Origin of the sequence: Methylobacterium sp. GC_Met_2 (assembly GCF_026540795.1) — a bacterium.
GTDB lineage: Bacteria > Pseudomonadota > Alphaproteobacteria > Rhizobiales > Beijerinckiaceae > Methylobacterium.
In genome coordinates, this window is sequence record NZ_JALNUM010000008.1 from 1 (window position 1) to 22964 (window position 22964).

Here is a 22964-nt window from a genome sequence, read left to right on the forward strand (position 1 = left end):
CCGACGCCGAATCGATAGGATCTCCGGCAAATGGCCGATGGCCTGGGGACCGTGCCGCTCGGCGATGCGGAACGCGGCATCGGCCGGGCTCAGCGGATGGATCTCCGGATCGAGGGCGGTCCGCCGATAGGCCAGGACCGGCCCGAGATAATCGGAGGCCGCGAGACGGTCGGCATCGAAGACCGGCGGCAGGAGCGGCCAGACCGGGCCGCCCGCACGGTCCTGTGTGAGCGCGTCGCCGTAGAGCGCCTGAAGATCGGGCTCGGCGACGAAGATGGCGGCGATCCGCGCCGGGGCGCCGGCCACGAGCGCGCCGTCGCCGATCAGGCGGAGGTCGTCGCCCAATCCGGCCGGAGCCGGAAGGACGCCGTCGAGGATCCGCGCCGGCAAAGTGAGCCGATGATCGATGCCCACCAGCGCCGCCAGCCTCTGCCGGGCGCGCAGGCGCTTGCCCGTCAGTCGCGCCCAGAGGATGGCGCCGGCCTCCCGGGGATGGCCCAGAATCCGGCGCGCCGCGTCGGCGATCCCCCGCCGGGATCGGCGGCGCGTCATTCCAGATCCTCGCCGAAGGTCGTGAGCGACAAGGCCGGATGGTAGAACGGATCGTGGCGGATCACGTCGCGCCAGCGCTCGGAGAAGCGCGCCGCTTCCCGCTCGAACCGGGCGCGCTCGGCGCCAACCGAGGGGCCGCGGCTCACGGATTCGAGATGCGCGAGAGTCGCATCCGGGGTCCAGACACTCTTCCAGCCGGCAGCGCCGAGCCGCAGGCAGAAATCGACGTCGTTGAAGTCGACCGGAAAGGTTTTGGCGTCGAAGCCGCCCACCGCGAGATACTTCTCCCGCGAGACCGCCAGGCAGGCGGCCGTCACCGCGGAAACCTCGTGAGCCACGCGCAGACGCCCGAGATGGCCGGGCGTGTCGCCGGGACGCCGGCGCAGGATGTGGCCCGCCCGTCCGCCGAGCCCGACCACGACGCCGGCATGCTGCAGGGCGCCGTCCCCATAGAGGAGCTTGGCGCCCACGGCGCCGACCTCGGGCCTACAGGCCTGCCGGACCATCGCGTCGAGCCAACCGGGCTCCAGCACCGCCACGTCGTTGTTCAGCAGTACGACCACGGTGCCGGACGCCAGGGCGACGCCGGCATTGACCATCGCGGCGAAGTTGAACGGTTGCGGGTCGATCCGGATGCGCACACGCGGATCCCGGCGCAGGGTCTCGTAATGGGCCAGCACCGCGGGGGCGGTCGAGCCGTTGTCGATGATGATCACCTCGATCGGGGCGTAGGTCGTCTCGTGCAGGACGCCGCGGCAGACGCGCGTGATCAGGTCGAGCCGGTCGCGCGAGGGGATCACGATGCTGACCGTCGGCGCGGGATCCGGCAGCGGCCAGAGCAGCTGGACGGCGCCGTCCCGAAGCGCGGCGGCCGGGACCTTCTGGCATGCGTCGAGCGCCCGTGCCCGGGCGGGCGGGTCGAGGGGGTCGGCCGCATTGCGCGCGAGCGGGCGCGCGACATGAACCACCCGTGCCCGCGCCGAGACGGCGGCGACCTCCAGGGCGAGTTCCATCTGCGCCATCGAACCCAGGGGGGCCGGCAGAAACGCGGCCAGGAACGCATGCAATGCGAGCAGCGGACGGCCGGGATAGCCCGTCGCCAAGGCGAGGTCCGGGCTCCAGTCCGGCTTCAGGCGCGGCCTGCCGTCCGGACCGATGGCGTCGCCGTAGGCAAGGTCGGCGCCCTGAAGGGCGTGCGCCAGGAGCGCCAGGGCGTCGGGCTCCGGGATATCACCCGGCCGCAGCAGGCACAGGGCCTCGGACCCGGCGACGAGATCCTCCGGGCCGGCGCGTTCGTCCCAGTGCCGATGGACGGCCCGCGCATCCGGCGTGTCGGGCAGCGCGCCCTCCCAGATGACGCAGATCGCCTCCGGGCGATGCGTCTGCGCCTGAAGGGCGTCCAGCGTGGCGGCCAGGGCCGCTGTCTCGCCGGGACGCGCCAGGACGAGGCAGCGGATCCGCAGGTTCGCGGCCGACGTGGAAACCGGCCGGGTTCGGGTGGCGGCCCAGGCATCGAACCCTGCAAGCGGCGTCACCGCGCAGGTACCGCGCAGCGTGTCGCGATACCGTCGCTCCGAACCGCGGGCCCGCTGGTAGAGCGCCCCCACGAAGCGCCAGGGGCGCCGCAAAAGACATTGCGCCAGCACGCCGCCCTCACGCCGGACACCGACACGCTCGAGCGCGAAGTCGGGGCCGGCACAGAGGCGGATCTCCCGGACATCCGGCGGGATCAGGCCGAGCCAGTGCGCCACGCCCAGGGATGCCCCCGGCAGCACGAAATCCTGGGGCGCATCGTCGGAGCCGCGCAGGACACGCAGGATCGGGCGGCGCGGCGCCACCACGGCGCCGTCCCGGTAGCTCAATACGATCCAGCCGGTCCGATGGTCGGGGAGAACGAGGCGGCGGTCGAAGGCAGGGTCGTCCGCCGGCTCCAGGCGGAAGCGGGTGGCGCGGCCGAACCGGAGCCGGTCGCGCAGGCTGAGCGATGATCCCGGATCGACGCGGCGCGCCGCGGCGTCACTGGGCAGCGTCGTCGCCTCCGCCCGGGGGCGGCGCCTCGGCCACCGCCGGCTTCCGTCGGCGCGGCTTGGCGGCGGTCTTGCCGCTCGCACCCTTGGCGATCCCGCCCTTGCCCAACGCGCCGACCCCGACCGCGATATCGTAATCCGCCGTTATCGGGGCCGGAACGGCCAGCGGCTCGGCCACGATGGTCGCGAAGCCCTGCGCTTCGCCGGCCCCGACGACTAGGCCGGCGCGCTCGACGCGGTTCGAGATCACCTTGCCGTCGTGGCGAATCTGGAAGGTGACCGGCACGTCGAACCGGCCCGGCGCCCCGGCCGGACCGAGCAGGACGTTCACCTCCACGCCGATCTTCACGGTGATCGAACCATCCGGGAGCCGCGTGCACTCGCGGGCGAGGCGGCCCAGGGAGAATTGCGTGCGCACGTTCGCACCCGCCATGGTCCGCGAGGCGGCGGCATTCTCGGCGACCTCGACGGGGGGACAGTAGGGCGGATCGAGGCTCTCGGCCTTCGAGGGCGGGACCGTGGTGCCGCCGAATTTGAACAGGTTGGAGAAGACGTTGCCGTCCTCGGCCCGGGCCGGCGCCGCGGCGAGCGCGGCGGCGAAGACCAGCACCGCCGCCGCGCCCCGGCACACGCCCCCGGATACGTTCCGACTTCCGATCATCGCACGGCTCCCGAGCGGCCCCGTCATTTCAGGCTGTCGAACCCGGCCGCGAACCCCTTCATCGACAGCGGGATGCCGACGCCCTCCTCGGGCGTCTGGAACACGATGAAGGTCGCCTGCGTGCCGCTCTTGAACTGGCGGATCAGACCGTCATCCATCACCACCTCGGCGACGCAGCCGGTGGTGAGGCAACGGACGAACCCGGCCCGGCCGATATCGGTCTGGTCGATCTTCAGGCCGAGGCCCGAGGGCAGGAGCACGCCCAGCGGCGCCACGACCCGCAGCAGGTAGCCGCGGTTGTCCGCCGTCTTCAGCACGATGACCACCAGGGTCAGGTTCGGCCGGTCCTCGGCGGCGAGATACTGGACCAGCGCGCATTGCTCGGCCTTGGCGCCCGCGGGCGTCTCGCAGCGCAATTGCCAATCCTCGAAGGTCTTGCGCACCATGCCCTGCGCCATCGCGGGCCCCGTGGCGAACCCTGCTGGGGTGAGCGCCGCCGCGACGAGGGCGAGGAAGACCGGCAGCGCGGCGCGCCGGACAGCGCGCCGAAATCGAACGAGCTTCGGGTGAAGCAGCACCACCGATCCCTTCGGAACGCTCCGGCCGCGGACGGGCGGGAGCCGTATAATCGGGCGTGTTCGGACCATGGTCGGCCCCGCGCTGTCAAGCGATCCAGCCCCTGTGTTGCGCAGCAGCGCTATCCGAGAGGGAATGCGAGGCCTAGATAAGTCCCAGTCAGTCCTCAAGCGCCGGATCCTGTAGCCGTGATGCGTCCGCTCGCCCTTTCGGCCGCCTGCCTGTTGGCCGCCCTCACGCAGGCCGGGGCCCAGAGCCTGCCGGTCGGCGAGACCACCTATGTCGAGCGCTCGCTCAATCACTCCGACACGCTGGTCATCGAGCATCCGCCGGTTGCCGTGAATCCGTACGGTCGGCGCGAGGGACAGGCGGCGATCGCGGGCTACTGCCGGGACGGCGGCCTGATCCGCCGGCGCGACGCCTTCGGCAATCCGGTGATCATCCGCCAGCGCGAAATCTGCGACAGCGTCGCCCCGCGCACCCTCAATCCCGGCGAAGTCGATCCGCGGCCGACTTGGCCGGCCGACGCCGACGCCCGCGAGCGCGTGCTGCGCTCCAAGGGCTGAATTCGCGCAGGCTCAGCCGTAGCGATGCAGGCTGGAGCCGTTCCGCTTCAGCCAGGCCTCGGCGTCGTCCACGTTCGGGCAGAGCTCGCGCAGGAGCGTCCAGAACCGGGGCGAATGGTTCATCTCCCGCAGATGCGCCATCTCGTGGGCGACAAGGTAGTCGAGCACCATCGGCGGGGCCAGGATCAGGCGCCACGAGAAGTTCAGTTCGCCGCGCGCCGTGCAGGATCCCCAGCGGCTGCGGGTATCGCGCAGGGTCATGCGGACCGGCCGCTGCCCGAGGCGCGGCGCGTAGCGCTCGACCGCCTCCGCGAGGTCGAGCCGGGCTTCCCGCGTCAGGAAGTCCCGGATCCGGCGCGCCACGTGGGCGGCCTCGCAGCCGACCGCGATCACCGGCTCACCGGCGTCATGCGCGATGCGAACGCCGCCGCGGGTACCCTGCAGACTGACGCGATGCGGCTCGCCGCGCAGCGGGAGCGTCGCGCCCGGCCCGAAGATCACGCGCTCGGGCAACCGGGCGAGCCGCGCGGCGATCCAACCGGCATGGCTTACCGCGAAACGCTGCGCGGTGTTCACCGCCGTCCGGCTCGGAAGCGTGATCACCACCTCGCCGGTGGCGGCTGAGACCCGGAGGGTGATGCGGCGCGCGGTCGGGCGCCGCCGGAGCGCGATGCGGAAGCGCGCGCCCTCGTGCTGGACCTCGAGATGATCTGGATCGGGGCGACGCAGCAGCGCGAGGGGCATGCCCGACTTCTAGCGAGGGTCGAACCGGGGCTCCAGATCCCTGATCCCGGAATCGAAGCGGGCCGGAGATATCCCCCGGCCGCGGCCTCCACGGATGTCCGGCGCGCGGCGCCTCAGCCAGCGAGTGCCCGGCTCCAGACCTCCGTTTCGGGGAGGACCAGGAGGGCGGCGGCAGCCAGGGCGATACCGTAGGGAATGCCGGTCTTCGCATCGTGCAGATGCAGGGCGAACGGCATGCGCGCGATGCGCATAGGCAGCGGATGTGCGCGCGCGAACAGAATGCCCAGCGTCAGGGCGCCGCCGAGGAGCGATGCGACGAGGAGATAATCGCCCAACCCGTCGAAGCCGAGCCACAGGGCCGTCGCGGCCGCGAGCTTGGCATCGCCGCCGCCGATAATGCCGAAGGCGAACAGCGTGAAGGTCGCCACGAGGATCGCGGCCCCCGATCCCAGGTGGAAGCCGATCTCGGTCCAGCTCATCGGGCCCGTCACCGCGAGCACCGCGAAGCCCGCCACCAGGGCGAGCGAAATGCGGTTCGGGATCAGCATGGTCAGGAGATCGCTCGCTGCGGCGTAGGCCATCAGGAACGGAAACAGCACGAGCAGGCCGAAGCCCGCCAGTCCCAGACTCGCTATCGGATAACTTGCGACGCCTGCACCGATCATCTCGGGGCCAACCTACGATGCTGATTGCCGGAAATGGCACGGGGCCGGAACCACCCGACCCTCGGAAGCCGTCTCTTCCCGTGACGGCCGCGGCGGCCGGTCGAGGGAGCCCCCGCCGGCTCGCGCGCGACGGGGGCGGCTCGGACCTGCCGCAGATCGTGGCCGTAAGGTTCGACTTTTTACTGCAGGTTGCCGGAGATCTGGGTGAATTTGGCGGTCAGGTTGGTGCCGAGAGTCCGTAGAGCGGTGATGATGGCAACCGCCACCAGGGCCGCGATCATGCCGTACTCGATGGCGGTGGCGCCGGACTCGTCAGAAGCGAAACGGTTGAACAAGCTCTTCATGAGGGACGATCCTTCGATCAATTCGGTGCGACCAAAACTTACGCGATGACCGACGAAGAATTTTCAGGTCTCGATCGGCGGCTCGCACAACCTGCCGATTTCGCCTTGAAAATCGGTTAAACTCGATTTTGGTCGCACCGATATCTTCAGCCGACGCCAGCGTGGTGAAGGTTCGGTTTCGGGGATCGGCCGCGGATCCCGGCATCGCGCGTCGAACCGGGGACTTGGACGTGCTTAGCGCTTCCTTCACCCGTGTCGCGTATCCACAGGTGCCGGGCGGAGGACCGTCCACCGACCGCTTCCTCGCGAGCCTCTTCGATGCACCGCACCCTGCCGCATGCGGGCCGAGCCGGCCTCCTCCTCTTGATGATGGGCGGAGCGGCGGTGGCCGGCCAGCCCGAGCCGCTGCCGGTGGTGACCGTGCTGGTCGATAACGCCAAAGTGATCCGGCTGCCGGAGAAGACCACGACCGTGATCGTCGGAAATCCGATCATCGCGGAAGTCACGCCGCAGAAGAACGGCGTGCTCGTGCTCACCGGCAAGAGCTTCGGCTCGACCAACCTGATCGCCCTCGACAATGCCGGCGCAATGATCGCCGAAACGATGATCCGCGTGGAGGCATCGCGCGACTCGACCATCACGGTCCAGCGCGGGTTGGACCGGGAGTCCCTGTCCTGCACGCCGAACTGCCAGCCCGCCGTCCAGCTCGGTGACGCGGCGAAATACTTCGACGCTAACAGTGGCCAAGCGGATTCCCGGCGCAAGCTCGCCACGAGCAGTGCGGCGCCAGCGGGCGATCGCTGATGGCCGACGACACCACGCTCCCGTTCAGGCAGGATCGTCCGTAGAGTCGCCGGTCCCTCAAGGGTCCGGGCGGCCGGGACAGGGAAAGGAGATCCGGGCCGATGACAGCCGTGACGCACCACCCACTGCCGCATGCCGTCGATCCCGGCCTGCTCACCGCCCTGCGCGGGGTCGCCACGGCGACGATCAGCGACTGCCTCGACCGCATGCCGGTTCTGGCGGGTCTGCGGCCATTCCATCGCGGCGGCCAGCTGATCGGCACGGCCTTCACGGTGCAGGTTCGGGCGGGTGACAATCTCGCCATCCATCAGGCGCTCGAGGCGGCCCGTCGCGGGGACGTGATCGTGGTCGATGGCGGCGGGGACACGAGCCGGGCCCTCGTGGGTGACATCATGAAGGCGATCGCGGAGAGCCGCGGCATCGCAGGCTTCGTCATCGATGGGGCAGTGCGGGACACCGAGGCCTTCGCCAGCTCCGATTTCCCCTGCTACGCCCGCACCGCGACGCCGCGCGGCCCGTTCAAGACGGGACCCGGCGCGACCAATCTGCCGGTCAGCATCGGCGGCTGGACGGTGACCCCGGGCGACGTGGTGGTGGGCGATGCGGACGGGGTCGTCACCTTCCCGCCCGGAATCGTCCCGAGCCTGCGCGAGGCGGTACGCGCGCAGGCGGCCCGGGAGGCGGACGTCCTCGCGCTGATCCGGTCCGGCCGCTACGACGGACGCTACGCCCGGCCCGCGAACGGCTGAGGCGGTCGGGCGGAACAGCCTGATCTTCACCGGGACATCCGGGGTTTCCGGTCCGGACTTGCCGGCCGGACCGCCCCGTTGGACGATGCCGCCATGGATTCCAGACTCCTCACCTACGCCATCGGCGACGTCCACGGCTGCTCAGCCCTGCTCGACGCGTTGCTGGAGCGGATCGCCGGCCATGCCGGCGACCGCGCTCACAAGCTCGTCTTCCTGGGGGACTACATCGACCGCGGCCCCGACAGCGCGGGGGTGCTGCGCACCCTCAGCCGCCTCTGCTGGGCCGAGCCAGAGCGCGTCACCTGCCTGATGGGCAATCACGAGCGTATGCTGCTCGATGCGCTCCACACGCCGCAGGCCGCCGAGCGATGGCTATACAATGGCGGCGACGCGACACTCGACGCGTTCGGCGCGCACGAGGTCGCCGACCTGCCGCGCGACACCCTCGACTGGATCGAGGCCCTGCCGACCCTGCACGCCGACGCGGCACGCTGGTACGTCCATGCCGGCTTCCGGCCGGGGGCCGAGATTCCGGATCCGGACGAGCACAACCGGCTCTGGATCCGCGAGCCGTTCCTGGAGGGCGACCACGACTTCGAACGGCACGTGGTGCACGGACACACGCCCCAGCGCAACGGCCGCCCGGAACGGCGCAGGTTTCGGACGAATCTCGACACCGGCGCGGTCTATGGCGGCGCACTGACGGCCGGAGTCTTTTCCGAGCTGCAGGGACCGGCGGTGGATTTTCTACAGGTGAGAGCGGCTTGATTGAGCCTTATCGGGCTGGAACCGGGCCGTGGCCGTTTTCGGGCTTCGGCTGACTGTCGGGCCGGTGGCGGACTCATGAGGTCAGCCAGACGCGCGCCGTTTCCCGGACAGGAGGAGCGACAGCGAAGCCTGGTACGAGAGCCATCATGCGAAGCGCCGCATCACAGCGGCACAGGTCGATCCAGATCGACGCTTCGCGACGTCGTGTGCTCGAATCGCGGGTCGCATTTGCTCCAAGCGCCCAAGAAAAGGGCCGTGTCAACCGACGCGACGCGATACGTCGGATCCGACCACACGACTGGACAGAGGGCCCGTCAGCTCAGGCCCGCACCGGCACCAGCGCGCACAGCATCCCCGCGAGCCAACCGCCCATCAGCGCGAAACCGCCGGTGGGGGCCGCCATCGGGAAGAGCGGATGCTGGAGCCACATGCGCACCGCGAGGTCGCCGCATAATAGGATCAGGCCGAGGACCATCAGCGCCGCCGCAACTCTGGCAAGACCCGGCCGCGCCAGCCCGGCGGCGGCGAGACCGATCAGCGCCAGGATCGCGGGGGCGTGGAACAGCAGGAACTGCGCCGCCGTCTTCAGGGAATCGGCCCCGGGGATGTGCGCGGCGGCGGCGCTGAGCGCGACCCCGAGCAGACCGGCGAGGCAGGCGAGCGCAACGAGCGCGCGGTCGATCCCCGAAGGCCTCACGCGCCGCGCTCCACCAGAAGCTTGGCGATCGCCGCTCGCAGCTCCGGCACGCCGGCATCGTCTCGGCTCGACGTCAGGATCACCTGCGGATAAGCGGCCGGGCGCTTGGCGAGCCCCGCCTCGATCCCGGCGATGCGGGCGGCGATTTCGCCCTTCTTGAGGGAGTCCCCCTTGGTCAGCACGACCTGATAGCTCACCGCGGCCTTGTCGAGCCCGTCGAGCACGTCGGTGTCGATCGACTTGAAGCCGTGCCGGGCGTCGATCAGCATGAACACCCGGGCAAGGTTGGCCCGACCTTTCAGGTAGGCATGGATCAGCCGGGTCCAGGCCTCGACCTTGGCCTTCTCGACCGCCGCGTAGCCGTAGCCGGGCATGTCCACCAGCGACAGGCGCTCGCCGATCCGGAAGAAGTTGAGCTGCTGCGTCCGCCCCGGCGTGTGCGAGGTCCGTGCCAGGGTGTTCCGCCCGGTGAGCGCGTTGATCAGGCTCGATTTGCCGACATTCGAGCGGCCCGCGAAGGCGATCTCAACACCCTCCATCGGCGGCAGCCGATCGAGAATCTGGGCGGCCGCGTAGAAGTCGGCGGCGCCGGCAAACAGCAGGCGGCCGGCCTCGGTGAGGTCGACCGCGTCGTCGTTTGGTTCGGTCACGATGTGTCGTCCGTCAGCTGTTGCCGGTCAGCCCTGGCCCGTCAGCTCTTCGTCGCAGCTGTCTTGGTGCCACCGCGCCGGAACGTTGATCGCAGGTTGTCCCACAACTCAACCTTCACGCCGTTGCGGCGCATGATGATGTATTGCTGCGTCACCGACAGGGTGTTGTTCCAGGCCCAGTAGATCACGAGGCCGGCGGGGAACGAGCCCAGCATGAAGGTGAACACGATCGGCATGAAGGTGAAGATCTGCGCCTGGACCGGGTCCGGCGGCGCGGGATTCATCTTCATCTGCACGAACATGGTCACGCCCATGATCAGCGGCCAGACGCCCAGATGGACGAAGTCGGGCGCCGGGAAGGGCAGCAGGCCGAACAGGTTGACGATGCTCGTCGGATCCGGCGCTGCGAGATCGTGGATCCAGCCGAAGAACGGCGCGTGGCGCATCTCGATGGTGATGAACAGCACCTTGTAGAGCGCGAAGAAGACCGGGATCTGGATCAGCACCGGCCAGCAGCCAGCGACTGGGTTGATCTTCTCCTTCTTGTACAGCTCCATTGTGGCCTGTTGCTGCTTCATGCGGTCGTCCTTGTACCGCTCGCGGATGGCGGCCATCTCCGGCTGCACGGCCTTCATCTTGGCCATGGAGACGTAGGACCGGTTCGCGATCGGCAGGAACAGCAGCTTCAGGCAGAAGGTCACCACCAGGATCGAGACGCCGAAATTGCCGAACAGGTGGTAGAAGAAGTCCAGCGCCCGGAACATCGGCTTGGTGATGAAGAAGAACCAGCCCCAATCGATCATCAGATCGAAGTGCTTGATGCCGAGGTCCTTCTCGTAGCCGTTGATGACGTTGACTTCCTTGGCGCCGGCGAACAGCCGCTGCGTCGCGGTCGCCGAGGCGCCGGCCGCGAGGTTCACGGCGTCGCCGCGCACGCTGGCCTGATAGACGTTGGTGGTGCCGTCGGTCCGGTCGGTGAAGGCACCGGTATAGTGCGTGTCCTGATCGGGGATCGCGGCCGCCGCCCAGTACTTGTCGGTGATGCCGACGAAGCCGCCGCTCACGCCGGTCCAGGCCTTGCCTTTGGTGTTGGCGCCACCGTAGGCGCCCTCCTTGGCAAGCTTGTCGTAGGTGAGTTCCTGCAGGCCGTCATTGCCGAGATAGCCGATCATGCCCTCGTGCAGGACGTAGTAGCCCTGAGTGTGCGGCTTACCCCAGCGGGAGACGAGGCTGTACGGGTAGAGCGTGATCGCACCCGAGCCCTTGTTCTCGACCTCGTCGCGGATCGTGAACATGTACTTGTCGTCGACTGCGATGATCCGCTTGAAGACGAGGCCGGCGCCGTTGTCCCAGGTCAGGGTCACCGGCATGCCGGGGGAGAGCGTCTTGCCGTCGCTGGTCCAGAGGGTGTCGTTGGTGGGCAGCGGCCCGGCATTCGCACCGACCCAACCGAACTCGGCGTAATAGGGCGTCTCGGTCCCGGCCGGCGAGAACAGAACGATCTCGGGGCTCTTGGGATCGATGGTCTCATGGTAGTTCTTCAGCGACACGTCGTCGACGCGGCCGCCCTTGAGGGCGATCGATCCCGAGATCGCCGGGGTCTCGATGCGGATGCGCGGCGAGCGGGTCAGAGCCGCCTCACGGGAGACCGGGCCACCCTGCGCGGTCGGCAGCGTGCCGGGGACCGGCGCGGCCGGGCCGCCCTCCTTCGGGGATGGCGAGGGCACGCCGTCCGGGGTCACGCCCGGGGGCTGCTGCTGTTGCTGCGCGGCCTTGTTCTGCGCCTCGATCAGCCGCTGCTGCTCCACGCGCGGACCGGCCACGAAGTACTGCCACCCGAGCAGCACCAGCAGCGACAGGCCGATGGCCACGAACATGTTCGTCTTGTCATTGCCCATCAGGGACACCGCCGCACGCGTTCGGAGTGACGTCAGGGCGGACGCCGGTCGCATCGGACCCGCGCGCGCCTGTGATTCGAGGACCTCTGCCGCGCCCGTACGACGCGCCGATGTCGGCTTGGCCGGACGGCGCGGGCTGGCCCGCCTCGTGCGGGAGAGGTGTGGTCGTGGAAGGCCGAGTGCCGGATTTGCCGGATCGCTTGCCGCGGCCCTGGCCGGGCGGCCGGGGGGTGGCCGGGCGCGTCACCGTGGGGAGCGCGCGCCGTAGATCCTCGGCGAGGGTCTCGAACGGCGCATCCAGAGCGGGACGGCGGGCAATCAGCACGATATCGGCTGGCAGGATCGCGAGTTCGCCCGGCAGATCGGCCGCGACCAGGGCCACGACGGCGCGCAGGCGACGGCGGATGCGGTTGCGCTCCGTCGCGTGGCCGACCCGCTTCGTGATGGTGAAGCCGAGCCGGAGGCCGGGCGGTCCATCCGCTGCCCGGAGACGGCCCTGGGCGCTCATCCGCTCGGTGTGGAAGCGGCGCCCCTCGGCCGCCGCCAGGAAGTCGGGTCGTTTCGTCAGCCGCTCGATCGTCGCCATCGATGGTCCGATCCCGGCCAATCCCATCCTCCGCGGCACGGCCGCGGAGGGCTATCCCGCCTTAGGCCGACAGCTTCTTGCGGCCGTGGGCGCGGCGGCGCGCGATCACCTTGCGGCCACCGGCGGTGGCCATGCGCGCGCGGAAACCGTGGCGGCGCTTACGAACGAGCTTGCTCGGCTGGTAGGTTCTCTTCATGGCACAGAGCCTTCAAAGGTCGAGGCGCGCTCGCGGGCAGCCGATGCTGCACTCGACCTTCACGCGTCCTGGTTGTTTAAAAACACGAAGGGCGCCCAGGCGGGGCGCCACGTCGCGAGTGGCGGGCTTATGGCGGATGGGTCCGGCGAAGTCAACGTTTGGCGGGGCTCAATGACCCTCGAATTGCATGAGGGTGCGCACCTCGACGCCCATGTCGCGCAGGCGTTGCGCGCCGCCGATCTCGGGCAGGTCGATCACGAAGCAGGCCGCCACGATCTCGGCGCCGATCTTCTGGAGCAGGTTCACGGCCGCGGTCGCGGTCCCACCCGTGGCGATCAGGTCGTCGACCAGCAACACCTTGTCGCCGGGCTTCACGGCATCGACGTGAACCTCGATCTCGTCGGTGCCGTATTCCAGCGCGTAGGCGATCGAGACGGTCGTGTGCGGGAGCTTGCCCTTCTTGCGGATCGGCACGAAGCCCGAGGAGAGCTGGTGCGCGATGGCGCCACCCAGGATGAAGCCCCGCGCCTCGATGCCGGCGACCTGCTGGATCTGCCCGCCCGCATACGGATGCACCAGCGCGTCCACCGCCTGCCGGAACGCCCGCGGGTCGCTCAGCAGGGTGGTGATGTCGCGGAAGATGATGCCGGGCTTCGGATAGTCGGGAATCGAGCGGATCGACTCCTTCAGCGCGACGTGGCGGCGGGCTTCCATGCGTTCGGCCTTCCGTGAGGAACCGCGGGCTTAAAGCAGAAGCCCGACGCCCTGACCAGCGCAAGCATCATCCCGAGAGGTGGTCACCGGCTCTCGGAAAAAAGATGATGCAGCATCAGCGGTTCGGGCACCGTCCCTGGGACGACGCCCGAACTGAGACTCAGGCCGCCTGGACCTTCTTGAGGAGGGCGAGGAGCTCCCGGTGCAGGCCCTCGTTGCCGGCAGCGACTGACCGCGGCGCCAGCGGCTCGGCCGCACCGTCCGCCGAGGTCACGAAGCCACCGGCTTCACGCACCAGGATCACACCGGCGGCGAAGTCGTAGGTCTGGAGGTCGCGCTCCCAGTAGGCATCGAGGCGCCCACAGGCGACGTAGGCCAGGTCGAGGGCCGCCGAGCCCATCCGGCGGGTGCCGCCGGCCACGGCCATCACGGCGCCGAGCTCGCGCAGCAGGCGCGGATGGCTGCCGCGGCCGAGATAGGGCGTGCCGTAGCCGACCAGCGCGTCCGCCATGTCCTGGCGGCCGGAGACGCGCAGGCGCCGGTTGTTGAGATAGGCGCCCTTGCCGCGCTCGGCGACGAACAGCTCGTCCTTGATCGGATCGAAGATCACGCCGGCCACGATCTGGCCCTCGCGCTCCAGACCCACCGAGACCGCGAAATGCGGGACGCCGTGCAGGAAGTTCGAAGTCCCGTCGAGGGGATCGACGTGCCACGTGTGGCTCTTGTCGGTGCCCTCGATGATCCCGTTCTCCTCCAGCACGAGGCTGTAGCCGGGCCGCGCCTTCATCAGGGCGTCGCGCACCACCTCCTCAGCCTTGCGGTCGGCCGCCGAGACGAAGTCGCCCGGGCCTTTGCGCGAGACCTGGAGGTTCTCGACCTCGCCGAAGTCGCGGCGCAGGCCGCGGGCGGCCTTGCGCACGGCATCGACCATGACGGTCATGAGGGGTGAGGAGATCATTGGTTCGAGACTTTTCGCAGGGGAGGCTTGGCGCCGTCGTTACAGGGCGGCGCCGGAAAAGACGAGATGGGGGCGGGAGATGGGTGGGGTGCCTGCGCGAGGGCGCCGACTCACCCCCCTCCCCCGCACAGGGTGGAGGGAATGGCGCGGCAAGCCTCGAAAAAACTACTCCGCCGCCTCGACGAACACCGTCCCAGCCCGCGGCAGGTCCAGCGTCTCCCAGGTCTCGGTCAGCGCAGCCGTCAGGCGCGCGATATGCGCCGCATCGTGGAACGGCGAGGGCGTGATCCGCAGGCGCTCGGTCCCGCGCGGCACGGTCGGGTAGTTGATCGGCTGGATGTAGATACCGTGGCGCTCCAGCAGGTGGTCGGCGGCCGCCTTGCACAGCTCGGCATCGCCGACCATCACCGGCACGATGTGGGTCTCGGTCTCCAGCACCGGCAGCCCCGCCGCGCTCAGCGCCGCCTTGGTGGCCGCCGCCTGACGCTGGTGCGCCTCGCGCTCCGCTCGCGAATGCTTGAGATACCGCACCGAGGCCCGGGCCGCCGCCGCCACCGCGGGCGGCAGCGCAGTGGTAAAGATGAAGCCCGGCGCGAAGCTGCGCACCGCGTCGCAGAGCGCGGCCGAGCCCGTGATGTAGCCGCCGACGCAGCCGAACCCCTTGGCCAGCGTGCCCTCGATCACGTCGATCCGATGCATCACCCCGTCGCGCTCGGCGATGCCGGCACCGCGCTCCCCGTAAAGGCCGACCGCGTGGACCTCGTCGAGATAGGTCATCGCCCCATAGCGGTCGGCGAGGTCGCAGATCGCGCCGATCGGCGCCACGTCGCCATCCATGGAATAGACCGACTCGAACAGGATCAGCTTGGGCCGGTCGCCGGCCTCGCGCAGCAGCACCTCCAAGTGCTGGATGTCGTTATGGCGAAAGATCTTCTTCTCGCAGCCAGAGTGCCTCACGCCCTCGATCATCGAGTTGTGGTTTAAGGCGTCGGACAGGATCAAACAGTCCGGGATCAGCTTGGCGATGGTCGAGATGCCGGCTTGGTTCGATACGTAGCCCGAGGTGAAGACGAGGCCCGCTTCCTTGCCGTGCAGGTCGGCCAGTTCGCGCTCCAGATCGACCAGCGGCGAGGTGTTGCCCGCGATGTTGCGGGTGCCACCGGCGCCGACGCCGCAGCGGGCGGCGGTCTCGGTCATGGCGGCCACCACCTCCTTGTGCTGGCCCATGCCCAGATAATCGTTGGAGCACCACACGGTGATCTCGGCGGTCTTGCCGTCGGGCTGGCGCCACTTGGCGGTCGGGAACCGGCCGGAGATGCGCTCGATATCGGCGAAGACACGGTAGCGCCGCTCACCGTGGAGCTGATCGAGGGCGCCGCGGAAGTAGCGCTCGTAGCCGGACCCGGCGCGCGTCGAGCCCGTGGGGGCGAGCATCGGGCTGGGCATCCGGGTCACGGTCATCGAGCGTCCTTCGCGTGTTCGGCCGCGCGGGCAGCGCCAACCGGCGCCGGGGTCCCGCGATCAAGGTCCGGCCTCGGTCAGTCCTTCGCGTGAGGGGGCAAGATACGCGCGGATCTGGAATTGGTTCAAGGTAAGGTTCCGGCATCTCTGCCCTGCATCCGTTGAGAGGGCAGGCCGGACGCGCTAGCGTTGCACCGGTCTCGTACGCCTCAATAGGGTGCCCGTTCCTTGCGACTCTCGCTCTCGTCCTTCGCCAACGGCGTTTTTCGCCGCGCCGGGCCTCCCCCGTCTTCCCGGCGACGAAGGGTCGCGCGGTGACGAACGGCAAGAATGTCCGCGCCGAACGGCTGAAGGCCGCGCTCCGGGAGAATCTGCGGCGCCGGAAGATGCAGGGCCGGGGGCGCGCCGAGGCACAGCCGGCGGCCGACGCGGATCAGACCCACGGGAATAACGCCGATTCGAGCGGTCCTGATTCCGACAAATCCGGTCTATAGGCCACGGCCAAGTCTGGGCGCTGCGGCGCCCGCGAGGATTACGGCCGGCCGCGCGCCAGGAGGTGCGCCGCCCGAGGACACAGCATGGACCGCATCCACATCACCGGCGGCGTGCCGCTCAACGGCATCATCCCGATCTCGGGCGCCAAGAACGCGGCGCTGCCACTGATGATCGCGAGCTTGCTCACCGGCGAGACGCTGGAGCTGATCAATGTGCCGCGGCTCGCCGACATCGCGGCCCTGACGCGGATCCTCGGCAATCACGGCGTCGATCACATGGTGGTCGGAAAGCGCCCCGGGCAGACTACCGAGACCGGCCAGACCATCCGGCTCACCGCGTCCAACGTCATCGACACCACCGCCCCCTACGAGCTGGTCTCGACCATGCGGGCGAGCTTCTGGGTGATCGCACCGCTGCTCGCCCGGTTCGGCGAGGCGAAGGTCTCGCTGCCGGGCGGCTGCGCCATCGGGACCCGGCCGGTCGATCTGCTGATCATGGCGCTGGAAAAGCTCGGCGCCGAGATCGAGATCGACGCCGGCTACGTTGTCGCCCGCACCAAGAACGGCCTGCGTGGCGCCGAGATCACCTTCCCGAAGGTCACGGTGGGCGGCACCCACGTGGCGCTGATGGCCGCCGCGCTGGCCTACGGCACGACGGTGATCGAGAACGCCGCCCGGGAACCCGAGGTGGTCGACCTCGCCGAGTGCCTGAACAAGATGGGCGCCAAGATCCGCGGCGCCGGCACGCCCCATATCGAGATCGAGGGCGTGGCGCGGCTCGGTGGCGCCCGGCACGCGGTGCTGCCCGACCGGATCGAGACCGGCACCTACGCCATGGCGGTGGCGATGGCGGGCGGCGACGTGGTGCTGAAGGATACGCGGGCCGAATTGCTGCATGCGGCCCTCGACGTCCTGTCCACGACGGGCGCCGAGATCAGCTCGGTCGAGGGTGGCATCCGGGTGCGCCGCAACGGCGCCGGCATCGCGGCGGTCGATGTCACCACCGATCCGTTCCCGGGCTTCCCCACCGATCTGCAGGCGCAGTTCATGGCGCTGATGACGCTGGCCAAGGGCCAGTCGCATATCCGCGAGACGATCTTCGAGAACCGGTTCATGCACGTGCAGGAACTGGCCCGCCTCGGCGCGAAGATCCGGCTGGACGGCGACCTCGCCATCGTGGAGGGCGTCGAGCGGCTGAAGGGCGCGCCCGTGATGGCTACCGACCTGCGCGCCTCGGTCTCCCTGGTGATCGCCGGGCTCGCCGCCGAGGGCGAAACCCAGATCAACCGGGTCTACCACCTCGACCGCGGTTTCGAGGCCTTGGAGGCCAAGCTCGGCCGCTGCGGTGCGCAGATCGAGCGGGTGCGGGCTTGAAGCCGACCTGATCCCCGCCGACGACGCAACACGCCTTGAGACACGTCTTGTTTCCATTCCGGGAACACGATTGCGTTCGGGTGTGAACGTCGTGGCGCGCTCCGCCCGGGTGGCTTTCTGGAAGTGGTACCCTCGGTCGGAGGTGCCACTCAGAACGGGGTACGATCACGTTGCGAAGTCGCGCTGGACCGGCCCCGCCGACATCAAATCGGCGTTCGGCAGTTCAGTCGATTTCATCGGCGACAATCGAATCATCTTCGATATAGGCGGCAACAAACACCCTCTGATCATCAGAGTGTCTTACACGAGGCGTGCCGGATTAAGTTCATCGGCACCCACAGCGAGTACGATTCCGTCGATCCGCTCATCGTCGCGGTCAGATGATGCAGGGCATCGCGGATACGACGCAGCACGCAAAGCCGGTTGGGAATGTCAGGCCCATCCGCACGCCTGCGGATCATCGCTGGGCACTTGCGAAAGTCGATCGCTACTTCGCGCATAAGCCGGCAGTCGGGACACCAGACGGCGACCGGCTCGAGGTTCTTCTCACCCTGATCGCCGCGGCAGATCCGGTCGAGATCCTGCATGTCGCCATCACCGATCGGGGCCGCTCGCAAAGCGCGTTGGCCCACCTGCTCGGCTCGCGGGCGCGCGCATCCGAGATCCTGAACCGGAAGCGGGCGCTGAGCCTGGGCCAGATCCGGGCGATCAGCGCGGCCTGGAACCTGCCGATCGCGTTGCTGGCAGCCCCGTACCGCCTGGAGGACAACGCGGCCTGAGCGAGCGTTCAGCCGGCCGGATCCCTTCAGTCGCCGATCTGCCCGCGCTTGTAGCCGAAGCCCGGGATCTCGCAGCCGCAGGGCGCCCCGGGCGGTCTGGCCGGCGCCGGGCATGTCCCGCGGGATGTGATGCAGCTGCTGTCGTCCCACCGGCGGCGCGCGTCGGGGTCCCGATACCGGGGTCGATCGTAGGCGCCGTAGGGCGGCGGCGGGGGCGGCGGAATGTTCCAGTCATCGTCCGCCGCCGGCGGCGGCGGGGGCCGGTGGCGCGGCCTGGGCGCGTACTCGTAGCGGCCCGGCCCGGGCTCTCCGTACATGTAGACTTTCGCATCCGGCCCGACCTGAGCGCTTGCCGGGCCTGCGAGCATAGCCAGTGTCAGGGCGGCCAAGGCCGCGTGCGTGATCCGCTTGTCCATCCCATCCTGCCTCGACTCGCTGGCCGGGATCCTGCGCGCCGGTGCTGGCGCGAACCTGTGCCGCGGTGACGACGCGGCGGGATCGTGTTCATGGCTGCGGCCGTTGCCCCGGCGGGGTGGTGCCGCTACCTACGCCCTGCCGCGCAGTCCCGCTCTGCGCCCCCGCTGCCCTCCCACCCGCGCATTCCGTGTTCCCGAGGACCCTGTCATGGAGCTGCTCAGGCTCGCCGCCCTCGACGCCGAGGACCTGACCGTGATCTCCGCGCATCTTCAGGACGCGATCCTGCGGCCGGAGGATCTGACCTACCTCGCCGGCGAGCAGCGGTTCCTGATGGTCGCGCGGCGCTTCGACTGGACGCCCGACGTGCCGCCCCGGCGGCGGCTGGCCGGGCTTCACATCGAGCGCGTCCTGACCGTGAAGACGCGGGGGCTCAGCCAGGACGACGCGATGCCCATGAGCCTGCTCGCCCTGACCTTCACGCCGACCGACACGCCCTCGGGCCTGATCGATCTCGTCTTCTCCGGGGGGGCGGCGGTGCGGCTGGAGGTCGAGTGCATCGAGGTCCGGATGAAGGATCTCGGCCCGGTCTGGGAGGCAGCCACACGACCCGGTCACGATGTCGACCGGCCGGACGTGGCCCCCGGCACAGCGGCCTGAGAGGAGACGGAGAAATCTGATGGTCCGGCTCGATAGCAGCGATCCGCATTTTGCCGCCGATTTCGCGCGGCTCCTCACGGTCAAGCGCGAGATCGCCGAGGACGTGGATGAGGCCGTGCGCAGTATCATCGGTGACGTCGTCGCCCGAGGCGATGACGCCCTGGTGGATTATACGCGCCGCTTCGACCGGCGCGGCCCGGACTTCGCGGCCGCACATCTCCGGGTGACCGAAGCGGAGATCGCCGCGGCGGTCGCGGCCTGCCCGTCCGAATCCCTGGAAGCCCTACGCCTCGCCGCGGAGCGGATCGAAAGCTTCCACGCCGCCCAGAGGCCGACCGATCACTGCGCCACCGACGCGCTCGGCGTCACCGCCGGCTGGCGCTGGACGGCGCTGGAATCGGTCGGCCTCTACGTCCCGGGCGGAACGGCGAGCTATCCCTCCTCGGTGCTGATGAACGCGCTCCCGGCCCGGGTCGCCGGCGTACCGCGCGTCGTCATGGTGGTGCCGACCCCGGACGGTCAGATGAACCCGCTGGTGCTCGCCGCCGCGCAGCTCGCCGGCGTCCACGAGGTCTACCGGGTCGGCGGCGCCCAGGCGGTGGCCGCCCTTGCCTACGGCACCGCCACCATCGCGCCGGTCGCCAAGATCGTCGGCCCCGGCAATGCCTGGGTGGCGGCGGCCAAGCGCCGGGTGTTCGGTCAGGTCGGCATCGACATGATCGCCGGTCCCTCAGAGGTGCTGATCCTGGCCGACGGCCACGCCAACCCGGATTGGATCGCCGCCGACCTCCTGGCCCAGGCCGAGCACGACGTGGCAGCCCAGGCGATCCTGATCACCGACAGCACCGAGCTCGCCGGGGCCGTCGAGGGGGCCGTCGAACGGGCGCTGACCACCCTCCCCCGCCGCGAGATCGCCCGGGCGAGCTGGCGCGACTACGGCGCGATCGTTCGCGTGCGCGATCTCGAAGAAGCGGTGCCCCTCGTCGACCGGCTCGCCCCGGAGCACCTCGAAATCGAGACGCAGGATGCCGAAGCCCTGGCCGCCAAGGTCCGCAACGCAGGGGCGATCTTCCTCGGCTCGCACACGCCAGAGGCGATCGGCGATTACGTCGGCGGGCCCAATCACGTCCTGCCGACCGCGCGCTCGGCCCGGTTCTCCTCGGGGCTCGGGGTGCTGGATTTCATGAAGCGGACCACGATTCTCGCCTGCACGCCGGAGAGCTTGCGGGCGCTCGGCCCGGCGGCGATAAGCCTCGGCCGGTCGGAGGGCCTGGAGGGGCATGCCCGCTCCGTCGCGATCCGGTTGAACCTGTGAGGGGATGGGGATGGCGGAGAAGCAGCGTGGGCCGAACCGCCTCGCGAAGGTGAGCCTCGACGAGGCCTCCATCGCCCGCGGCAACCCGGATCAGGAGCACGAGCGGGCGATCGCGCTGTTCGACATCCTGGAGGACAATGTCTTCACCATCCCGGGCCGGGAGGGGCCTTATGCGCTGACGCTGGGGCTGGTGGAGAACAAGCTGTCCTTCGCGATCACCACGGTGGACGGTGAGCCGGTGATCACGCACCTCCTGTCGCTGACACCGTTCCGGCGGGTGATCCGCGACTACGAGATGATCTGCGAGAGCTACTACAACGCGATCCGCACCGCCTCGCCCTCGCAGATCGAGGCGATCGACATGGGCCGGCGGGGCCTGCACAACGAGGCGTCGGAGACGCTCAAGCAGCGCCTCGAGGGCAAGGTCGATCTCGACCACGATACGGCGCGCCGCCTGTTCACCCTGATCTTCGCCCTGCACTGGAAGGGCTAGGGCGCCTCCCGCGCCGACCGGCGATGGCGGAGTTCCCTCCCGAGACCACCCCGAAGAAGCGGCGGGTCCAGTCCGTCCTGTTCATGTGCAACTTCAACGCCGTGCGCTCCGCCGCGGCGGAGGCGATCGCGCGCGCCTATTTCGGCAAGTCCACCTATGTTCAGTCGGCCGGCGTGCGCTCGGGCGAGCCCACCGATCCCTTCATGATCGCGGCCCTCGACGAGATCGGGATCGACGCGAGCCGCCACCGGCCCCGCACCATCGAGGAGTTGGAGGACTGGGAGGGGCTGAACTTCGACCTGATCATCACCCTGGCGCCGGAGGCTCATCACCGGGCCCTTGCCCTGACCCACACGCTCGCGGCCGATGTCGAGTACTGGCCGACCCCAGACCCGACGCTGGTGCAGGAAGCCTCGCGCGAGCAAAGACTCGAGGCCTATCGGGACGTCCGCGACGGACTGACCCGGCGGATCAAGGCCCGTTTGAAAGCCTAGTGCATCGATCCAGACGGAGGCGTCAGCCGAGTCTGGAAAAATTGATGCAAACCCAAAGAACTCGTGCTCACTCGCATGAACGAAGTGAATGCGTCAGAGCACCAGCGGTGACGAGCTCGGCTGCTTGCCTTCTTCCCGAGACGTGAATGCAGGCTCTGCGGGAGGGCCGATGCCCTTGTGGCGGTCTCCGGGCTCCGGGCGATCAACCGAAAGCTCCGTGGCGGCGGCTTCCCCGCCTTGCCGGCCCCCCGAATCATCCCGCCAAGGTCTAAGTGGCCAAACTCGCGAACAACCTGTCCGCCCCGTACTCGCACGGGTGCAACCACGCAGCTTATGGTTCCTCGAAAGTGTGATAGCGTATACCCCGAGTTCGATTTACCCGGCCTTGAATTCGGTGTGCGCAATGGCAATTCTACGTCCTCTGATATTCTCACTCATACTATATGCGTCGCTCACAGAACCATCGAATTCTCAATGGAGTCCATTTGGTCGAGTACTCGACGTTACGATTACAAATGATTGCGTGAAGACCTTGGGTGAGATCGCTTTGGCGAAGCCAGATGGCATTTTTTATTGTCCGGTACGGGCTCAGGTGATCGACGCTCAGGTCGAGGATGCAAGTCACTTCTATCTCGTTCAAGCCTACGGACAGCTAGCGATCCACAACAGCTCCAGGAAGCTGGCCGATTGCTGGGCGGCCCATCAGCTCGCACGCGCTCCGAACGGCCGGCACTACATCGAACAATGGATTCGCCACTGGAAGACGTATGGGGTTTGGAACGCGACATACGGTCGACCCGAGCAGAGGATTGCCAACGTTCGAAGCTGCTGCGCCTGCGGGATTTGAACGTGTGGCGCCTTCGGCGCTGGAAACACCCGTCGCCCGAGAGCCGAGCCCAACCGCGCCGCCCTCGAGCACGGCTCAAAAACGATGGTGGGTCGCACTCTCGTCCGCGGAACCGGAAGACACTGCGGCAGAGAGCGCTTCAGCCGGGAATGCTGATCAGCCAAGCGCGGATGCGGCCAGCGAGAAGCGGCTTGGCCCGGGCGACGTCTTCCTCGTCGAGGAGCGGAGAGCCCGTCAGCGCGGCGAGATAAGCCTCCTCGGGGGTCCGGCAGGCCCGAAAGGCGGCATCCGCCGCCAGATCCCGTGCGGTGAGCGCGGACTGGATCCGGAAGTTACGGGCGAGGCAGTCGCGCCAGAGCGCGTGTCGCGTCGCGGTCTCGCCCGTCGCCCGCGCCGGGCAGGCCATCGCGACGAGGAGCACGGCCATCAGGAGCGGAACCGGCGAAAAGACGCGGGGTTGCGGCATCGATTAGGCACT

General features: G+C 69.0%; 28 protein-coding genes and 1 pseudogene. 12 read left to right on the forward strand and 17 right to left on the reverse strand.

Translation table 11 applies throughout. The features are described from left to right. The 4 genes and pseudogenes from OXS49_RS04745 to OXS49_RS04760 all read right to left on the reverse strand — a co-directional run. Window positions 1-552 (reverse strand): annotated as a pseudogene (locus OXS49_RS04745) (glycosyltransferase family 2 protein); the annotation flags it as partial. After that, the gene (locus OXS49_RS04750; RefSeq protein ID WP_267422289.1) at window positions 549-2663 is read right to left on the reverse strand and encodes a glycosyltransferase family 2 protein; all 2115 of its coding nucleotides are present in this window, start codon (window positions 2661-2663) and stop codon (window positions 549-551) included. The gene OXS49_RS04750 and the pseudogene OXS49_RS04745, both read right to left, overlap by 4 nt. Then, window positions 2569-3240, reverse strand: a complete 672-nt coding sequence (locus OXS49_RS04755) for a hypothetical protein (RefSeq protein WP_267422290.1) — start codon at window positions 3238-3240, stop codon at window positions 2569-2571. The genes OXS49_RS04750 and OXS49_RS04755 overlap by 95 nt, the downstream gene beginning before the upstream one ends. Window positions 3241-3263: 23 nt before the next feature. Next, the gene (locus OXS49_RS04760) at window positions 3264-3698 is read right to left on the reverse strand and encodes an invasion associated locus B family protein (RefSeq protein WP_243918771.1); all 435 of its coding nucleotides are present in this window, start codon (window positions 3696-3698) and stop codon (window positions 3264-3266) included. A 309-nt stretch (window positions 3699-4007) separates the two neighbouring features. On the opposite strand from OXS49_RS04760, the gene OXS49_RS04765 reads away from it, so the two are divergent. Beyond that, a complete protein-coding gene (locus OXS49_RS04765; RefSeq protein ID WP_244000435.1) occupies window positions 4008-4382 on the forward strand; it encodes a hypothetical protein in 375 nt (124 codons plus the stop codon). Window positions 4383-4394: 12 nt separating this feature from the next. On the opposite strand, the gene OXS49_RS04770 is transcribed toward OXS49_RS04765, so the two are convergent. The 3 genes from OXS49_RS04770 to OXS49_RS04780 all read right to left on the reverse strand — a co-directional run bounded on the left by OXS49_RS04770 (window position 4395) and on the right by OXS49_RS04780 (window position 6135). Continuing rightward, entirely contained in the window at window positions 4395-5126 is a 732-nt protein-coding gene (locus OXS49_RS04770) for a SprT family zinc-dependent metalloprotease (protein WP_267422292.1), read from the reverse strand. A 113-nt stretch (window positions 5127-5239) separates the two neighbouring features. After that, window positions 5240-5791 carry a prepilin peptidase gene (locus OXS49_RS04775; RefSeq protein WP_244000383.1) on the reverse strand — a complete coding sequence of 184 codons (552 nt, stop codon included), beginning with the start codon at window positions 5789-5791 and terminating at the stop codon, window positions 5240-5242. A 179-nt stretch (window positions 5792-5970) separates the two neighbouring features. Beyond that, complete coding sequence (locus tag OXS49_RS04780; RefSeq protein ID WP_243918734.1) at window positions 5971-6135, reverse strand: Flp family type IVb pilin; 165 nt, start codon at window positions 6133-6135, stop codon at window positions 5971-5973. A 318-nt stretch (window positions 6136-6453) separates the two neighbouring features. On the opposite strand from OXS49_RS04780, the gene OXS49_RS04785 reads away from it, so the two are divergent. The 3 genes from OXS49_RS04785 (at window position 6454) to OXS49_RS04795 (ending at window position 8456) form a co-directional block, all read left to right on the forward strand. After that, window positions 6454-6939, forward strand: coding sequence for a pilus assembly protein N-terminal domain-containing protein (locus OXS49_RS04785; RefSeq protein WP_244000385.1), 486 nt, complete (start codon window positions 6454-6456; stop codon window positions 6937-6939). Between the two features lie 101 nt (window positions 6940-7040). Further along, the gene (locus OXS49_RS04790) at window positions 7041-7688 is read left to right on the forward strand and encodes an RraA family protein (RefSeq protein ID WP_267422295.1); all 648 of its coding nucleotides are present in this window, start codon (window positions 7041-7043) and stop codon (window positions 7686-7688) included. 93 nt (window positions 7689-7781) lie between these two features. After that, window positions 7782-8456, forward strand: coding sequence for a metallophosphoesterase family protein (locus OXS49_RS04795; protein ID WP_244000389.1), 675 nt, complete (start codon window positions 7782-7784; stop codon window positions 8454-8456). 319 nt (window positions 8457-8775) lie between these two features. Here the strand turns inward: OXS49_RS04795 and OXS49_RS04800 are convergent, their stop codons facing one another. The 8 genes from OXS49_RS04800 to hemA form a co-directional block, all read right to left on the reverse strand. Continuing rightward, window positions 8776-9153 carry a DUF423 domain-containing protein gene (locus OXS49_RS04800; protein WP_267422298.1) on the reverse strand — a complete coding sequence of 126 codons (378 nt, stop codon included), beginning with the start codon at window positions 9151-9153 and terminating at the stop codon, window positions 8776-8778. After that, window positions 9150-9803 (reverse strand): ribosome biogenesis GTP-binding protein YihA/YsxC, encoded by a 654-nt coding sequence (gene yihA / locus OXS49_RS04805; RefSeq protein ID WP_267422300.1) that lies wholly within the window; start codon window positions 9801-9803, stop codon window positions 9150-9152. Before yihA ends, OXS49_RS04800 begins: the two co-directional genes overlap by 4 nt. A 41-nt stretch (window positions 9804-9844) precedes the next feature. Then, a complete protein-coding gene (gene yidC, locus OXS49_RS04810) occupies window positions 9845-11701 on the reverse strand; it encodes a membrane protein insertase YidC (protein ID WP_267422302.1) in 1857 nt (618 codons plus the stop codon). Then, window positions 11691-12287, reverse strand: a complete 597-nt coding sequence (gene rnpA, locus OXS49_RS04815) for a ribonuclease P protein component (RefSeq protein ID WP_267422304.1) — start codon at window positions 12285-12287, stop codon at window positions 11691-11693. The genes yidC and rnpA overlap by 11 nt, the downstream gene beginning before the upstream one ends. Window positions 12288-12348: 61 nt before the next feature. Beyond that, window positions 12349-12483 (reverse strand): 50S ribosomal protein L34, encoded by a 135-nt coding sequence (gene rpmH / locus OXS49_RS04820; RefSeq protein ID WP_039893469.1) that lies wholly within the window; start codon window positions 12481-12483, stop codon window positions 12349-12351. 168 nt (window positions 12484-12651) lie between these two features. Next, window positions 12652-13197 carry an adenine phosphoribosyltransferase gene (locus OXS49_RS04825; RefSeq protein WP_267422307.1) on the reverse strand — a complete coding sequence of 182 codons (546 nt, stop codon included), beginning with the start codon at window positions 13195-13197 and terminating at the stop codon, window positions 12652-12654. Window positions 13198-13357: 160 nt separating this feature from the next. Continuing rightward, entirely contained in the window at window positions 13358-14155 is a 798-nt protein-coding gene (locus OXS49_RS04830) for an inositol monophosphatase family protein (protein WP_244000401.1), read from the reverse strand. 165 nt (window positions 14156-14320) lie between these two features. Next, window positions 14321-15616 carry a 5-aminolevulinate synthase gene (hemA, locus tag OXS49_RS04835; RefSeq protein WP_267422310.1) on the reverse strand — a complete coding sequence of 432 codons (1296 nt, stop codon included), beginning with the start codon at window positions 15614-15616 and terminating at the stop codon, window positions 14321-14323. A 314-nt stretch (window positions 15617-15930) separates the two neighbouring features. Here hemA and OXS49_RS04840 point away from each other — a divergent pair, with 314 nt between their 5' ends. From OXS49_RS04840 to OXS49_RS04855, 4 genes are all read left to right on the forward strand, one after another. After that, window positions 15931-16110: a hypothetical protein gene (locus tag OXS49_RS04840; protein WP_267422313.1), complete on the forward strand. Its 180-nt coding sequence runs from the start codon at window positions 15931-15933 to the stop codon at window positions 16108-16110. An 84-nt stretch (window positions 16111-16194) separates the two neighbouring features. Then, window positions 16195-17484, forward strand: a complete 1290-nt coding sequence (gene murA, locus OXS49_RS04845; protein ID WP_244000407.1) for a UDP-N-acetylglucosamine 1-carboxyvinyltransferase — start codon at window positions 16195-16197, stop codon at window positions 17482-17484. Window positions 17485-17626: 142 nt separating this feature from the next. After that, the gene (locus tag OXS49_RS04850; RefSeq protein ID WP_244000438.1) at window positions 17627-17986 is read left to right on the forward strand and encodes a type II toxin-antitoxin system HigB family toxin; all 360 of its coding nucleotides are present in this window, start codon (window positions 17627-17629) and stop codon (window positions 17984-17986) included. Next, a complete protein-coding gene (locus OXS49_RS04855; protein WP_276081437.1) occupies window positions 17868-18263 on the forward strand; it encodes an XRE family transcriptional regulator in 396 nt (131 codons plus the stop codon). Before OXS49_RS04850 ends, OXS49_RS04855 begins: the two co-directional genes overlap by 119 nt. A 26-nt stretch (window positions 18264-18289) precedes the next feature. Here the strand turns inward: OXS49_RS04855 and OXS49_RS04860 are convergent, their stop codons facing one another. Further along, window positions 18290-18679 (reverse strand): hypothetical protein, encoded by a 390-nt coding sequence (locus OXS49_RS04860; protein ID WP_267422320.1) that lies wholly within the window; start codon window positions 18677-18679, stop codon window positions 18290-18292. A 208-nt stretch (window positions 18680-18887) separates the two neighbouring features. Between OXS49_RS04860 and OXS49_RS04865 the strand changes: the two genes are divergently transcribed. Genes OXS49_RS04865 through OXS49_RS04880 form a run of 4 tightly spaced genes read left to right on the forward strand, consistent with a single transcriptional unit; the run spans window position 18888 to window position 21639 of the window. Beyond that, window positions 18888-19337, forward strand: a complete 450-nt coding sequence (locus OXS49_RS04865; protein ID WP_244000411.1) for a DUF2948 family protein — start codon at window positions 18888-18890, stop codon at window positions 19335-19337. Window positions 19338-19356: 19 nt separating this feature from the next. After that, window positions 19357-20652: a histidinol dehydrogenase gene (hisD, locus tag OXS49_RS04870; protein ID WP_267422324.1), complete on the forward strand. Its 1296-nt coding sequence runs from the start codon at window positions 19357-19359 to the stop codon at window positions 20650-20652. Between the two features lie 10 nt (window positions 20653-20662). Continuing rightward, window positions 20663-21145 carry a UPF0262 family protein gene (locus OXS49_RS04875; protein WP_244000415.1) on the forward strand — a complete coding sequence of 161 codons (483 nt, stop codon included), beginning with the start codon at window positions 20663-20665 and terminating at the stop codon, window positions 21143-21145. Window positions 21146-21168: 23 nt separating this feature from the next. Then, a complete protein-coding gene (locus tag OXS49_RS04880; protein ID WP_244000417.1) occupies window positions 21169-21639 on the forward strand; it encodes a low molecular weight phosphatase family protein in 471 nt (156 codons plus the stop codon). Window positions 21640-22625: 986 nt separating this feature from the next. Here OXS49_RS04880 and OXS49_RS04885 read toward each other — a convergent pair. Next, the gene (locus OXS49_RS04885) at window positions 22626-22952 is read right to left on the reverse strand and encodes a hypothetical protein (RefSeq protein ID WP_244000419.1); all 327 of its coding nucleotides are present in this window, start codon (window positions 22950-22952) and stop codon (window positions 22626-22628) included. Window positions 22953-22964 lie beyond the last annotated feature (12 nt).

Excerpts from the sequence above, each read along its gene's own strand:
- OXS49_RS04755 (WP_267422290.1), bottom strand. The coding sequence starts at position 3,240 with ATGATCGGAAGTCGGAACGTATCCGGGGGCGTGTGCCGGGGCGCGGCG.
- OXS49_RS04760 (WP_243918771.1), bottom strand. The coding sequence starts at position 3,698 with ATGGCGCAGGGCATGGTGCGCAAGACCTTCGAGGATTGGCAATTGCGC.
- OXS49_RS04765 (WP_244000435.1), top strand. The coding sequence starts at position 4,008 with ATGCGTCCGCTCGCCCTTTCGGCCGCCTGCCTGTTGGCCGCCCTCACG.
- OXS49_RS04770 (WP_267422292.1), bottom strand. The coding sequence starts at position 5,126 with ATGCCCCTCGCGCTGCTGCGTCGCCCCGATCCAGATCATCTCGAGGTC.
- OXS49_RS04775 (WP_244000383.1), bottom strand. The coding sequence starts at position 5,791 with ATGATCGGTGCAGGCGTCGCAAGTTATCCGATAGCGAGTCTGGGACTG.
- OXS49_RS04780 (WP_243918734.1), bottom strand. The coding sequence starts at position 6,135 with ATGAAGAGCTTGTTCAACCGTTTCGCTTCTGACGAGTCCGGCGCCACC.
- OXS49_RS04785 (WP_244000385.1), top strand. The coding sequence starts at position 6,454 with ATGCACCGCACCCTGCCGCATGCGGGCCGAGCCGGCCTCCTCCTCTTG.
- OXS49_RS04790 (WP_267422295.1), top strand. The coding sequence starts at position 7,041 with ATGACAGCCGTGACGCACCACCCACTGCCGCATGCCGTCGATCCCGGC.
- OXS49_RS04795 (WP_244000389.1), top strand. The coding sequence starts at position 7,782 with ATGGATTCCAGACTCCTCACCTACGCCATCGGCGACGTCCACGGCTGC.
- yidC (WP_267422302.1), bottom strand. The coding sequence starts at position 11,701 with ATGGGCAATGACAAGACGAACATGTTCGTGGCCATCGGCCTGTCGCTG.
- rnpA (WP_267422304.1), bottom strand. The coding sequence starts at position 12,287 with ATGGCGACGATCGAGCGGCTGACGAAACGACCCGACTTCCTGGCGGCG.
- rpmH (WP_039893469.1), bottom strand. The coding sequence starts at position 12,483 with ATGAAGAGAACCTACCAGCCGAGCAAGCTCGTTCGTAAGCGCCGCCAC.
- OXS49_RS04825 (WP_267422307.1), bottom strand. The coding sequence starts at position 13,197 with ATGGAAGCCCGCCGCCACGTCGCGCTGAAGGAGTCGATCCGCTCGATT.
- OXS49_RS04830 (WP_244000401.1), bottom strand. The coding sequence starts at position 14,155 with ATGATCTCCTCACCCCTCATGACCGTCATGGTCGATGCCGTGCGCAAG.
- hemA (WP_267422310.1), bottom strand. The coding sequence starts at position 15,616 with ATGACCGTGACCCGGATGCCCAGCCCGATGCTCGCCCCCACGGGCTCG.
- murA (WP_244000407.1), top strand. The coding sequence starts at position 16,195 with ATGGACCGCATCCACATCACCGGCGGCGTGCCGCTCAACGGCATCATC.
- OXS49_RS04855 (WP_276081437.1), top strand. The coding sequence starts at position 17,868 with ATGCAGGGCATCGCGGATACGACGCAGCACGCAAAGCCGGTTGGGAAT.
- OXS49_RS04860 (WP_267422320.1), bottom strand. The coding sequence starts at position 18,679 with ATGGACAAGCGGATCACGCACGCGGCCTTGGCCGCCCTGACACTGGCT.
- OXS49_RS04865 (WP_244000411.1), top strand. The coding sequence starts at position 18,888 with ATGGAGCTGCTCAGGCTCGCCGCCCTCGACGCCGAGGACCTGACCGTG.
- hisD (WP_267422324.1), top strand. The coding sequence starts at position 19,357 with ATGGTCCGGCTCGATAGCAGCGATCCGCATTTTGCCGCCGATTTCGCG.
- OXS49_RS04875 (WP_244000415.1), top strand. The coding sequence starts at position 20,663 with ATGGCGGAGAAGCAGCGTGGGCCGAACCGCCTCGCGAAGGTGAGCCTC.
- OXS49_RS04880 (WP_244000417.1), top strand. The coding sequence starts at position 21,169 with ATGGCGGAGTTCCCTCCCGAGACCACCCCGAAGAAGCGGCGGGTCCAG.
- OXS49_RS04885 (WP_244000419.1), bottom strand. The coding sequence starts at position 22,952 with ATGCCGCAACCCCGCGTCTTTTCGCCGGTTCCGCTCCTGATGGCCGTG.